At 59.7% G+C, this 14764-nt stretch carries 1 protein-coding gene; it reads right to left on the bottom strand.

Going from position 1 to position 14764, the window contains the following annotated elements:
- Window position 1 precedes the first annotated feature (1 nt).
- Window positions 2-14761 carry a two-partner secretion domain-containing protein gene (locus LUU92_RS19830; RefSeq protein ID WP_257102536.1) on the bottom strand — a complete coding sequence of 4920 codons (14760 nt, stop codon included), beginning with the start codon at window positions 14759-14761 and terminating at the stop codon, window positions 2-4.
- Window positions 14762-14764: the final 3 nt, after the last annotated feature.

Raw genomic sequence — 14764 nt, forward strand, 5'->3', positions numbered from 1 at the left:
GCTACTCTCCAACTACTTTAACGTGTTTAACAAGTGAATTGAATGATTCCAATAGCGAAGGAGGCACCCCGATATTTCGAAAATTAGAAACTGGGTCAATACCTTCTAAGTTTATTTTTATCGCATCAATACCTTTAGAAGCACTTTGATCCACCGCTTTCGACATCATTGCATCATAGCCACGCTTGTCAAGAACAAATTCCACGATTTTTTGATCCACGCCCAAAGCGCCATTATTCTGGAATGCTTCAACTTTCGACATCGATTCCGACAAGTATTTGCTGGAGTTCGTCTTAGGGATTGCAGGCTGCAGCTTCATAGCTCCCAAGGTTGCATCCGCTTCTGCCACCGACATTTTACGGAATACGGAAACTGTTGTTGCTTCACTGCTAGCTCCCCAGCGGGCGAACCCGCCACCTGGAGCCAGCGAGAGTGCCATGCCCAATCCCACTTCACCCCAGTACCCCGGATTGGTAACAACCGAAACCAAACCCTCGGAAGCTTTTGAACTGTTACCCTCAAAACCGTAAGCCAGCCCTGAGGCTATATCCAGATTCCACTGAGATGCACTTTTATATCCCTGCCGAACAGCATCGGGCGCTGTAATATATATTTTATATTCCAGCGGCTCCATCGTTATAAAGGGCTTTCCGCTGACTTCATCCTTCAATGTATAACTAACAATCTTACCGCTATCATCCTGATGAATAATGACATCACCCAGGTCGCTTGACGATGTCCCCTCCATTTTCAAGATCGTGGAACATCCGTTGGCGGTAGGGTTAATCGAACATGCCCCACGCTTCTTATTGTAATCGTCGGTATGCCCCTGATAGTTGTATTGTGTGGCGTTCTTCGCTACCCAACCGCCCTTCTCCATAGACTTCGCATCCGCATCCGTCTGGGAAGCCGCCGCCAAGACCCCAACTATCTGGGAACTCATGGAGAGCAGATTCTTATCGCCGCGAACCAACGAATCCAACTGAACTACAGCCGCTTCGTTAATACCCGCCGCCAACGCGCCGGTCTTGAAGTCCCCACCGGTCGCCTGGGCAAGTAATCCACCGACCATCGCATGCACCAATATCTTCGGCGGGTAGCCATCAGTCAGTTTGCCCTTGGTGTAATCCCCCACAGCATTGAAGCTTGCGGCTGCCAATGTATTGAACAATGCGCCTTTGAGTGCATCACCAAAGTCACCACCTTGTCCGAGCGCTTTGCTCAGCAAAGTCGACGTACCGTTCTGCAAGGCTTGGTTCGCCGCAAACTGGCCAACGCCGGTCCAGGTGTTGAGGGCTGGCGAAGTGATAACGGCCCCTGTGTTTGGATTGGTCTGCGTGCCTGTCCAACCATCGAAAAGCCCTTTCGTCAGGCCTGCCGTCACGCCCGATATCACGTAGCCCTTAATCGCATCCGATGAGGTGACGTCCTTGAACACTGCCCCCAGATTGCCCCGATTATTGATAACGCTGACGGTTGCATTAGTCGCGGCACCTGAAGCAACAGCCCCCACCGCCGCCGCCGTGACACCACCACCACCCGCCGCAGTCGCAGCCATAGGCCCTACGACAGTAGCCATCACGATCGCGATAATGATCTGCGACGCAGGACCAAGTCCGGAGTTGCTGTATTTGAAACTCTCGTGAATTTCCTTAACTTGATGCCAATCTACATCGCCACGCCTTTCTGCATCCTTTATCCATGCCAATTGCGGATCAGCTTTGACCATTGCATCAATGGACTGACTAACCGTTTGCTGATTGACCTGCGTTACATCAATTTTCAAACCATCCACCGCTTTGATCGCAATAGCGCCTGCGGCAGCCATTTGCGTTTGACGCACGGTTTCGTCGGTATTGCCTTTGCCTTTGGATGACACCCAAAAAGCATTGTTATTGGACTTCTCGTGGCTTTCCTGATGAAGGTCCTTAACACCTTCAAACGTCACACTACCGCCACTGGCAATGGTCAGGTCATTGCCACTTTGCAACTTGGCAGCCTGGTACTTCTGATCACCCTGGCTCTGAATCGTAAGATCGCCACCGGTTTTAATTTCACTACCGATGTTGGTGACTTTAGTCACCTCGTCACGCTGGGTTTTCTTGGTGCCCCAACTCCCCTTCTTCTTCATGTCATACAGCGAATAATCGCTGTCTTCTGCCGACAGCAGCGCCAATTTACCGCCAGCAACCAGGTATGCCTCGTCCCCCGCAGTGATCCGGCTGGCAATCATCGCCAGATCCTTACCCGCACCCAGCGATACATCCTCACCCGCACTCAGCGCGGTCGAAACCTGACTGACATGATCTTCCTGACGTTTCTCCTTTTTGCTTTTGCGGGAGGAATGTTCCTCATCTGCAGCCGAAGCCAGAATCAAATCACCGCCAGCACGCATGTTGATGTCGCGCTTGGCATCGATCTGACTGGCGATCGCTGCGATGTCTCGTCCCGCCTTGACATTCACATCGCGCCCGGCATCCACATCGGAGCCGTGTTGTGTGGCGCTGCTGGATTGCAGGCGCTTGCCCATATCCATCGCATTGCGTTCTTCGGCGGCGACTAAGCTGGCATCGCGCCCAGCGACAATGGTCGTGTCGCGACCGCTTTGCAGAGCACCACCGACACTGGCAAAGTCTCGCCCGGCGCCGATGTCCAGATCATTCGCCGCCTCAACCCGCGCAGCGCTGTCCACATAATCGCGATGCTGCGAATACCCTGCCCCTTTGTCATCCCAACCGGTCACGCTGCGCTCGTTGATCACATCGCCATTGATGGCGGTCAGCGTCACATCTCGCCCTTTGATGATGCCTCCGGCTTTGTTGACGATGTTGTTGCCCGCCAGCAGGTCCAGGCGGTTGCCTGCTTCGATCAGCCCGCTGTTGGTCACATCATTGGCGGCTTTGGCCGACAGGTTGTTGGTGGCGCGCAGGGTGCCGGCGTTGACCAGGTTTTCACCGGCAATCAGGTTCAGGTCGTTACCGGCGATCAAGGCTCCGGTGGGGGCAAGACGGTTATTGGCCTGGGCCAGGTACAGCACCGGCACCAGGACTTTTTCACCGTTCACTTCGTGCTCTTCCAGCCACACGATGTCATGCGTCAGGGCTGCGACCTGTTGTGAGGTGAGGCTGACGCCCATCGACAGGTTCAGCTGCTGCTTGCTGCTGATGGCGTTGTCCATCAAGTACTTGAACAGTTTTTCGTCGGTGGTCTGACCGTCGATAAGGCGTTGGCCGGTGCGCGCTTGCACGGCCTGCTGAACCAGACGCTGTTCGTACAGGCCATCGCCCAGGCGCTTCCAGCTTTCGTCTGGGTTGTAACCCAGGCCTTGCAGCAGGTAGTCCGAGCTCATGAATTGCTTGAGGTCGGTGAGTACCGGGTTGGTTTCGATCAGGTATTTGTGCGGCTGCGATACGGCACGGCTGTCCGGCAGGCCCTGGACGCGGCTGATGGTTTGGCCGGCCAATGCCGTGGGCTGGCTGACGACGGGTGGTTGTATGTGACCGCCAGCGAGTACGTCCTGGACAGCCGGGGTAAGGCCCGGCAGTTGGGTCTCCGACGCAGCGATCGCCGCAACGTCGGTACTGCGCGCATTGGTCGACAAGCCCGGCACACTCAGATCAGGGAGAGCCCCGTCTGACGACGTATGCACAACCCTATCGCCTGGCGTGACGGCAGGCAGGCCGATGCCCGGCCGCGAACCATCGACCGCAGGCTGGGAAACACCCGCGGGATTGCGCGCGTCAATGCCGTCAACGCGGGTGATGTCGGCACCGTTGGTGCGTCCCGGCAGCCGGATTTGCACATCGGCGCTGCCTACACCGCCGGTATCGATGGCGCTGGCGACCGCATTAAGCAAACCCGCTTCACGGGCAGCCACGGCGACCTGACGCGTGCTGGTGGCTACTTGCGCCGCTTCGCCGACTTGAATCACGCGGCCATGGGTGGATGGCAGCGCTTGCTGGCGCTGGCTCGGATCGAGGCTGGCGCTGCCCAGCGTCCAATTCTGATTAACAGTGCCCGCCTGCCCCGTCGTGCCGCTTTGGCCACTTAAACGAAACAATCCGTTCTGCCCGCTGGGCAAACCGAAGCCCGGCAGGGTCAGGGGGTTGACCTGCTGTTGGGCAAGGTCGGGTGGCAACTGTGCATTGAGCACAACCACCTGGGTTTTATTGGCGCCTACGCCGGTGTCCAGCGAACGCCCACCCACCGCCTGCGCGGTCTTGATCACGTTGATGTTGTTGATGCTTTTACTGGCGGTGAGCGCAGCATTGCCACCGGCCTGAATAATCGCCGGGGCCACCACTTGGGTGCCGCCTTGTACGGCGATGGGCTGGTTGATACCGGGAAACAGCGACGGACTGAACCGCGCCATCAAGTCCGCAAACGCCGCCTCATCCACTGGCGAACCCTGCGGGTGCGCGCGGTTATAGGCCTGCACCGCGGCGACCATCTGGTTGTACTGGCCCTTGGAGATTTTGGTAATACCGCCGTATTCCTGGCTCTGAGAACCGGAACCACCGGTAGCTGCCTGGTTGAGGATGTTTTCGCCAGTAATCGATAGGTCATTGGCGGCCGACACCACGCTGTAGCGGTTGGTGAAGTTCTGCCCGGTAACCACCATGTTGCGCCCGGCGCTAAGGGTGGCCGAAGGCGAGTCGATCTCAAGCACACTCGACACGGTACGGCTCAAGGTCACCGCAGGGCGTCGGTCACTCCAACCGCCGCTGCAATGCTGGGTGCACCGAATGCCCACGCCCACGGACGTCAACTGCTGGTTGAGCTTGAATTTTTCGCGCTCGTTGACCACGTCGTTGGCCGCGATTCGGAGGTCGCCCATGCTCTCGATGCTGGCGGAAACGTTACGCACGCTCTGCGCCTGGGTTCCACCGGCTACACCCGCTACCGTGAGGTTGCCCAGGCTGTAGATGTCCGAATAGTTGTTGGTCAGGCTGCCCAGGTTGAAGGTCGAGTCCTGGCCGCTGAACAGGAATCCGCGTGCGCCGACACCGCTTGCAGCGTGATCGTTGAGCAAGCTTTGGGCCGTCAGCACCAGGTTTTGCGAAGCCCCAAACGTGCCGGTGTTCACAATGCTGCCAGCGTTGATGCGCAAGTCGCCGCTGGAGGTCAAACGCCCACGGTTGAGCAGTTGGCCCCCGGTGGTCAGTTGGGAAGTGCCACTGCCAGCCACGCTGGCGGTTTCATTCACGGTTATCTGCGCAGCGCTCAGGCCCAGGTTGCCCAGGCTGCTATAGCGCCCGTTACCGCCGTAGCTGCCGGCCAGCGTCAGATTGGCCGTGCCGTCACTGGCGATCAGGCCGTCGTTGTTCCAGTTGCCGCCGTTGCCCGTCAGGCTGTCGGAGGCGAGTAACTGGCCGCTGGCGGTCTGGTTCAGGGTATTGACGTTGACCGTCAAGCGTCCGGCCTGGATCACGCTGCTGTTGGTCCAGCTGTCTGCGGCCAGAGTCAGGCCGCCACGGGTCACCAGGTTGCCGCCGGCATTGATCAGGTTGGCGGTGGCGATATCAAAAGTGCCGGTGCCGCCGTGCAACAGGCTCCCGCCCTGGTTCAGGAAGCCGCCGGCATTCAGGGTCAGGTCAGCGTTGGAGGTTTCCAGTCGACCATTACGGTTATCGAATGCACCGCCGAGCTGGAAGCTGGTTTTGCCGCTGCGGCCCAGCGCGCGCAGTTGCCCGTTTTGGTTGTCGACGCTGCCGCCCGTCACGCTCAGGGTACTGTCGCTTTCAATCACACCGCTGCGGTTGATCAGCGCGCCACCGGCGTTCAGCTCAACCGCACGACCTGCAATCTGCCCGGCGCTGTTGTCCAGTTGCACACCGCTGACTCGCATCAAGCCGGTGGCATACATCCCACCATTGGCATTGGCAAAGTAGTTGGCGTTGACCACTGCATCGCCGGTCTGCGCAGCGATGAAGCCGCTCTGGTTGTCGAGGCGGTTGGCATTCAGGTTCAGGCTATGGGCCTGGAGCGTGCCGCCTTGGTTATTGAGGTCGCCGCTGATGTTCAGGCCCAGGCCGGTTTGACCCTGCACCTTGCCTTTGGCGTTGTTCAATCCCACCGCGGTCAACTGCACATCGGCGTCCTGGCTGTAGATCAGACCGTCGGTGTTGTTCTGCACGATACCGCTGCTGGTGATCGCTACGCGGTCTTTACCAGCGAGGGTGCCGCTGCCGCTGTTGTTCAGGCCACCGCTGAACAACGTCAACAGACTTTGGCTGATGATTTTACCCTTGGCGTCGTTGTTGACCTGCATCGCCCGTTGAAGCAACAAGGGGCCGGAACTGGCAATGCTGCCGCCGCTGTTGTTGAGGGTGCCGAGCAGGTTGAGGGTCAGGCGGCCGTTGGTCGCCAACGTGCCGCCGTTGTTGTTCAGGTCGGTGCCGACGACAGTCATCGCTTGTTGGGCATTGATCGTGCCTTGGTTGATCAGCGTTGCCGCCTGCAGATCCAGCGTGTTGCCGCTTTCGATCAAACCGCCATCGACGTTGGTCAACGCACCGGCCACGGTGAGCGTTTGCCCGTCGCCACTGGACAGCACGCCTTTGCCACTGTTATCCAGACTGGCGGCACTGACGCCCAAACGGCCTTGGCTAACCAGCGCGCCTTCGTTGTTGTTCTGCAACGCGCCACTCAGGCGCACGTCAATTGCACCGCTGCGGCTGGAGAGCGTGCCGTTGTCACGGTTGTCGAGGTTGTCACCCCTGACGTTCAGACCTTGCCAGCCGGACAGCAGGCCTCTTGCGGTGTTGTTCATCGTGGACGCGTTGACAGTCAGCACTTGGCTGCTGATCAGCTTGCCGGCGCTGTTGTCCAGGCTGCGCGCCGTCAGAGCGAAGCTTTGCTGGCTGGAGATTTCGCCGCCTTGGTTATTCAGGTCACGCAGGTTTTTCAGGGTCAGCGGGCCGTTAGTCAGCAGCAGGCCGTTGCGGTTGTCCAAGTCGCTGTTGTTGAGGTCCAGGGTCATCCCCTGCTCGCCCACCACGCGGCCGCCCGCCAGTGCCAGAGCGTTGAGGTTCGCGGTCAACGCGCCTTTGGCCGAGACTTCACCGCCATTGCCCGTGTTGAGGCTGGCAGCGTTGAGGTTCAAGGATTGCTTGGCACTGATCAAGCCTTGGTCCTGGTTGCTCAACAAGCCATCGCTGGTCAGTTGCAAGTCGCTGCGGCTATTGAGCGTGCCGCCACGGTTGTCGACGGAACCTGCGTGAGCGTCGAGGCTGGCGCCGCCGATCAGGCCTTTCAGGTTAGCCAGGGTTTGATTGACGCGCAGGGTCAGGTCCTGATTACTCAGCAGCTTGCCGTTGCTGTTATCCAGACTTTGCGCGGCCAAGGTGAAGGCTTGGGCGCTGGAGATTTCACCGCCCTGATTATTGACGCTACTGAGGTGGTTGAGCGTCAGTGGGCCAATAGCGTTGATCAATCCGCCTTGGTTGTTCAGTTGAGCGTTGTTCAGGTCGAAACTCAAACCCGCGTTGCTGAACAGCTTGCCGCCCTGCTGATCCAAACCGGTGACGCTGACGGTTAGCGCCTTGGCGCTGCCGATGCTGCCGCCGTTGTTCAACTGTGCGGTGGTCAAGTCCAGGGTATCGCCGCTGTTGAGGCGGCCGTTTTGGTTGTTCAGCCCTCCGGTGCTAACCGTGACCGGGCCTTTGCCGCTGATGATGCCTTGCTGGTTACCCAGATTGGCGCTTTGCAGGGTCAGGCCGCCGTCGGTAACCAGTTTGCCTTCGCTGTTGTTGAGGCTGTCGGTGACGGAGACGCTCAAGCCCTTGGCGCTGGACAGGCTGCCTTTGCTGTTGTTCAGGCTACGGGCCTTGACGGCCAACGCATCTTCACTGCTAAGCACACCTTGGCTGTTGTCGAAATCACCTGCGAGATCCAGCTTTAGCGATTCCTGGCTGAGCAGTTTGCCGCCGTTGTTATCCAGCGATGTGCCGGTCAGGATCAAGCGTTGGCCGTTGAGTTCACCGAGGGTGCGGTTGATGAGTTGATCAACGGCAAGGTTCAACGTACCGCCTGCGAACACCACGCCCTTGTCGCTGTTGTTGAGTTGTTGGCCGGTGACGCTGACGTCGGCGTTGCCGGTCAATTCGCCGCTGCGGTTGTCGACAGTCGCCACGTCGAGTTTCAGCGCTTTTGTGGCGCCTACCAGACCGTTGCGGTTATCGAGATTTGCGCCGCGTAGGTTGAGGGCGTCGGTGCTGATCAGCTTGCCGTTCTGGTTGTCGAGTTTGCTCGCGTTGATCGTCGCAAGCGCCTTGCCTGCGATCTCGCCGTTGCGGTTGTCCAGCGTTGCGCTGGTCAGCAACAAGGCGCCGTCAGCGATCACGCTACCGCGTTGGTTATCGAACCATTCGCTGGCGCTGAGGGTGACATCGCCACGGCCACTGAGCAGGCCTTCGGTGTTGTCCAGGCGAGTGCTGCGGGCATCGAGGCTGGCGGCGTTGATATGGCCTTTGAGGTTGGCCAGCAGTTGCTCCACACGCAGGGTCAGTGCCTGGTTGCTGATCAGTTTGCCGTTGCTGTTATCCAGGTTTTTTGCGACCAGGGTGAAGGCGTTTTGGCTGGAGATTTCGCCGTACTGGTTGTTGACAGTGGCGAGTTTGTCGAGTGTCAGCAGGGGTGCGTTGATCACCCCTGCGTTCACCAGTTCGCCATTGTGCAGGTCAAGGTTGAGTTGCGTGGTGCTGACCAGTTCGGCGCCGCCCAGCTGCGTCAGGCCGGTAAGGCTGGCATTCATGGCGCCGACGCTGCCGATATGCCCGCTGTTGTTGAGCTGGGTGGCGCGGAGGTCGAGCTTGTCGGCGCTGATCACGCGGCCGTCGATGCCGTTGGTGAACAGTCCGGTGTTGACCGTCGCCAGGCCTTGGCTTTTGAGCAGGCCGTTGGTGTTCTCCAGGCTGGCACTGGTCAGTGTGAGGTTTTGGCCGCTTTCGACGGTGCCACCTTGGTTGATTAGCGCCGCTGCGCTCGCAAGGGTCAGCGGTCCTGCGCTGGAGATCTTGCCGCGGGTGTTGTCGATGCGCTGGCCTGCCAGCTCCATGGAGCCTTCGCTGGTGAGCTTGCCGCCGGTGTTGTCCAGGCCTGCCTTCAGTTGAAGTGCCAAAGCACGCTGAGCGCCAACAGTGCCATCGGTGTTATCGACAGCAGTGCCGGTAAGCCGAGCGTCCTGGGCAAAGATCAAACCTTTGGCCTGATTGATCACCTCGGCCATGACCAATTCCAGCCCAGTACCGGCCAACAACTTGCCGCCGCTGTTATTCAGACGCGTGCCGCTGAAGTCGATGCTCTGCTGGCTGGAGATTTCCCCGCTGCGGTTGTCGGTACTGCCGACCTTGAGTTTCAGCACTTTTGTCGCGGCGAGCAGGCCGCCATCTTGGTTATCCAAGGTGTCAGCGTTGAGGCTCAGATTGCCCTGGGCGACCCACTGACCGCCCTGCTGATTCAGCACGCCAACCGTGGCGTCCAGATCATCCTGGCTGGCAATGCGTCCCTTGGCGTTTTCGACGGTATCGAGGGTCAGGCGTACCGGGCCAATCGCGCTGGTCAGGCCGTTCTGGTTGTTCAAGGACTGGCCGGCAAGCACCAGCGCCTGCTTGCTGTTTAGCACGCCTTCGCGGTTGTCGACTTGGCCGACATGCAGGTTCAGGCCCTGATTGGCGCGCACCGCTCCGCCACGGTTGTCCAAGCTATTGCTGCGCAGGGTCAGCAGGTTCTGTCCGGACAGGCGACCGGTGCGGTTGTCCACACTCCCAGCCTGGATGTCCATCACGCCTTTGGCGAGCACAGCACCTTTGGCTTGGTTATCAAGCAGGCCATCGACCTTCAGCGTCAGGCTGCCATCGGTCGCCAGGCTGCCGGACTGGCTGTTATCCAGGCTGGCCGCGGTCACGTTCAAACGCTGGCCGGCACCCAAGGTGCCGCCTTGGTTGGACAGCGCGCCGGTGGTTGTCAGGTCGAGGCTGATGTCGCCCATCACATGACCGTCGTTGCGGTTGTTCAGGGTCATCGCGTTGACCACTGTGGCGCCGCTGCTGGAGACTTCGCCGTCATCGTTAAGCAGGTCGGCCCCCAACGTTAACGCCAGGTCTTTGGAACTGCTGAATACGCCGCTGGAGTTATCCAGTCGCTCTGCTTGCACAGTCAGGCCTGCGGCAGCAATGACGCCCTTGAGGTTGATCAGCGCTTGGTCGACTTTGAGGGTCAGCGCCTGGTCACTGAGCACATGGCCGTCGCTGTTATCCAGACTTTTCGCAGCCAGGACAAAGCTACGCTCGCTGGAAATTTCGCCGTGCTGGTTGGCGACGGAGGCGAGGTTTTTCAACAGCAATTGCCCTGGCGCGTGGATCAGGCCACCGGCGTTGTTGAGAACGCCGAGGTTCATGTCCAGGCTTAAATCGCGGGTGCTGTAGAGCTGGCCACCGTTGCGCTGATCCAGGCCGGTGAGGCTGGCGGTCAGTGCCTTGTTACTGGCGATATGGCCGTCAAAACGGTTATCCACCTGCCCTGCCGTCAGGTCCAGGAGATCGGCACTGGTGAGGCGCCCGCCGCTCTGGTTATTCAACGCGCCGGTCGTGATGCGCACCGCGCCGTCACCGATCATTTTGCCGCCGCTGTTGTCGATGCTGGCGCTGCTCACGGTCAACGCCATTGCGCTAAGCAGCTCGCCGCTGCGGTTGCTCAGAACGCCGTTGGCGGTCAGGTTCAACGCCGCGCCGCTGCTGAGGCGGCCGCTGTCGTTGTTCAATGTGGTGGTTTGCAGGGTTAGGCGCTTGTCACTGCGCACGGTGCCTTGCTGGTTGTTCAGTTGGTCGAGTTCCAGACTCAGTGCGCCGTTCGCCAGAAGGCGACCTTTGTGGCTGTTGTCGAACTGCCTGCCGTTAAATGACAGGTCGGAGAGGCTGGAAACTTCGCCGCCTTGGTTGTTCAGGTTATCAACCTTCATCACCAGCGACTGGCGTGCATTGAGCAAGCCACCCTCGCGGTTATCCAGCTGCGTGCCGCTTACCTGCATCGGCCCGGCTGCCGTTACGCTGCCGCCACGGTTATCGAATTGACCCATCGCCAGGTCCGCCTGCTCACCGCTGACAAAACGGCCGCCACGGTTGATCGCGATACCACGGGTGGTGACGTCAAGTAACCGATCCCCTTGCAACAGCCCCTGGCTGTTATCCAGGCTCATACTGCTCAAGGTGGTGGTAGCACCGACGATTTCACCGTGGCGATTGTCAAGGGCCGTGTCGACGGACAGCGTCAGATCATCGCGGACTTTGAGCTGGCCTTCGGCGTTAACCAGGCTGTTTGCGTGCAGGTCCAACCCCGTGGCGGCGACCAGGCCTTTGGTGTTGTCCAGCGCGTTGGCAACGCGCACCACAAGCCCTTGCTCGCTGAGCAACTTGCCGCCCCGGTTGTCGAGGCTGCCTGCGGTAAACACCAGGGCCTGGGCACTGGAAATTTCCCCGCCCTGGTTATCAACACTGCTTAAGTTGCTCAGTAGCAGCGCACCCGGCGCATGAATCAAACCGCCTTGGTTGTTCAGATGGCCGTGGTTCAGGTCCAGGGCTACACCCGCCTGGCTGTGGATATTGCCTTTGGCGCTATTGTCCAGGCTTGCCGTGCTCACCCGTAATGGGCCGGTTGCGCTGAACAGACCAGCCTGGTTCAGCAGATACGCGCTGAGCAACGCGGTAAGGCGACCGTCGCTGGTCAGCTTCCCGCCGCTGTTGTCCAAGCGCGTCGAGGTGATGTCCATCGCCTGCCCGGCGAACAGCGTGCCCTGGCGATTGTCGATCAGGCCCACGCTGTTGAGCGAGAGCATCGCGTCGCCTTGCAGCAGGCCCTCGCGGTTATCCAGCGACGTACTGTTGACCGATGCCGTGCGCGCCAACAGCTTGCCACTGCGGTTATCCAGTGCGCCGTCGATCTGCGCGATCAAGCCATCGCCGGCGCTGAGCGTGCCACCTTGGTTAGTCAGGCTGGCGGCGCGCACGTCCAGGGTTTTAGCCGAGATCAAGCCTTGCGTGTTATCGAGTGCGTGGGCGATGCGCACGGTCAAACCCTGCTCGCTGAGGAGCTTGGCGTGGTGGTTATTCAGGGTGTCCGCGGCCAGGGTGAACGCCTGGGTGCTGGAAATTTCGCCGCCCTGGTTATCGACGCTGGCGAGGTTGCTCAGCAGTAATTGGCCTGGGGCGTTGATCGTGCCACCCTGGTTGTTCAAATGACCGTTATTGAGATCGAGGCGCACATCCCCCTGGCCGAAGAATCGGCCATCGTTGTGCTGATCCAGACCACTGACGCCAGCATTCAGCATTTGGCCCGCGCTGATGCGGCCGCCCTCGCTGTTATCCACTTGGCCAGCGCTCAAGTTGAACGCGACATCACCGCGCAAGGTGCCACGCTGGTTATTCAGCGGGCCGCTCGATTGCACAGTGAGGTTATGGGCGACAAGCGTGCCTTGTTGGTTATCAAGGCGACCCAGGTTGAGGCGTGCATCACCTTTGGCGGCAAACAGACCGGTCTGGTTGAGCAATTGCCCGGTGATCGCCGCGACCAACGCGCCGTCGCTGGTGAACGTGCCTACGCTGTTGTCCAGGCGGGATGCATTGAGGGTAGCGGTTGCACCTGCCGCCAATGTCCCGCGCTGGTTGGACACCACGCCGCTGTTGAGCACCAGGGAGCGATCGCCTTGCAGGCGGCCGCGGTCGTTGTTCAGTTCACCGGTGGTGGACGCAAGGTCGGTTGCCAGAAGCTCGCCGGTGCGGTTATCCAGCAGACCTGTGATGTTCGTTGTCAGATGATTACGTGCGCCGAGCTTGCCGCCCTGGTTGTTCAGGCTCGCGGCGTTGATGTAGAGGTTCGACGCCGAAACCATGCCCAAAGCAGTGTTCATCGCTCCGGCGATACGCAGGGTCAAGTCTTGGTCGCTGAGCACTTTACCCGCGTCGTTGTCGAGGCTATTGGCGGCCAGGAGGAATGACTGCGTGCTGGAGATTTCGCCTTGACGGTTATCGACAGTCTTGAGGTTGTTAAGGGTCAATTGACCGCTGGCGTTGATCAGACCGTTGCGGTTATCCCAGTGCCCTTGGTTGAGATTCAACGTCAGAGAGTCTTGGCTGTTGAGCGCGCCCTTTTGACTGTTGTCTAGAGCGCCGGTATTGACCTGCACCGACTGACGCGCTGCAATTCGACCGCTCTGGTTATTGACCAGACCTGATGCGTTGAGGCTCAACGATTGACCTGCCGACACCAGGCCCGCCACATTGTCCAGCGCTGCCAATTGCAGCACGACTTGAGCCTGGCTCGACAGCTCGCCACTGCGGTTGATCAGTTGCCCGATGCCCGCCGTCAAGTTGCCCGTGCTGGTGACCAATCCGCCTTGGCTGTTAAGCAGTTGATTGGCGTCGATTCCCAGGTTGCCCGCGCTGAGGATGCGGCCCTGGTTCTGGTTGTCCAGAGTCGACGCGTTCAGTTGCGCATCGCGTTGAGCGCTCAAGGTGCCACCCTGGTTGGCCAGGTTGCCCGTGTTGATGGTCAAGTCACGGCTGGCGATCACCGTCTTGCCGCTGTTGTCGATGCTATTTGCTTTTAAGCGCACATCGCCTTGGGCATTGCGGCTGTTATCCGCATTGACGCCCGCTTCGATGATCCCGTTGTTGGTCAACCGCCCAGCAGCGTCCAGTGTGATGCTGTCCCTGGCCGCCAGCGTTTGCTGATTGGTCAGTGCGCCTTGGGTGGTCACCGACAAGTCAGTACCGGCATACACGGCGCCCTTGGCCTCTACGCTGGCTGCTTTGACCGCCACTGCCGTACCGGCCGAGGTCTGGCCCATGACCACATTGCCCGCTGCATCAATCTGGATATCACCACCGGCGACCATGTCCCCGGACAGTTTCACCCCTACGCCGGCCTCGGTCCCCACCAACTTGACCGCACCCACATACATGCCGCCCAGCGCCGACGAGTCAATCGCCAGGTCCGGTACCTTGCTGCCGTCCGCCGCACGCGCCGTGGCGTTCAGCGTGCGCGCATCCACATCATTGCGACCCGCTACGATGGTGAGCTTTTTCGCCTGGAGCTGCGCGTTGAGGGTGGTGGCGCGGGTGATGATTTCGAACTGATCGACGTTGCTGGCGTTCAGGCCGGTGCCTTCGATGGCGACGTTGCCCTGATCCACTTGGTAGCGGCTGATCTGGCCGTTTTCGATGACCGCCTTGCCCGTGGTGAGGGTGGCTTGAGGGGTGTTGATAAAGCCGCAACCGTTGCAACTGATGCCATAGGGGTTGGCCACAATCACATGGGCCGACTGCCCCGCCACTTCGGTGTAGCCACGCAATTGGCTGGGGCTGCCGCCATTCACCTCGTTGAGGATGACGCTGGCGGCGCTGCCATTGAAGTTTGGGTTACCCACGATGATGCCACCCAATTGGGTGGATTGGGTCCGGCTGGTCGCGTTATTGAGAATGACCCCGTTGGCGCCGACGTTGTAGTCGTGGAATTGGTTGTGCGATAGCCCGTTAGCGTTGGGCGCAGCGATGTTGACGATCGGAACGCCGTTACCCGCCTGCCCAAGGCTCGTACCCGGTCCGCTCACGGCAATGCCGTCCGCCTGAGCCAGCAGGGGCTGCCAGAACATGGCGTTCGCCAGTACCAACGCCAACCCGCGCTTGGGCAAGCCCAGGAAGGTAGAACGGCTTTTCAAGGCAGCAGAAGGTTGGCGCGCAAGAAAGGCGAACTGGCAAACGTCCATGTC

The sequence above is a fragment of the Pseudomonas extremorientalis genome (genome assembly GCF_024584605.1).
Taxonomy (GTDB): domain Bacteria; phylum Pseudomonadota; class Gammaproteobacteria; order Pseudomonadales; family Pseudomonadaceae; genus Aquipseudomonas; species Aquipseudomonas extremorientalis.

Coding starts and splice junctions, on each gene's coding strand:
- LUU92_RS19830 (WP_257102536.1), bottom strand. CDS start 14,761: ATGGACGTTTGCCAGTTCGCCTTTCTTGCGCGCCAACCTTCTGCTGCC.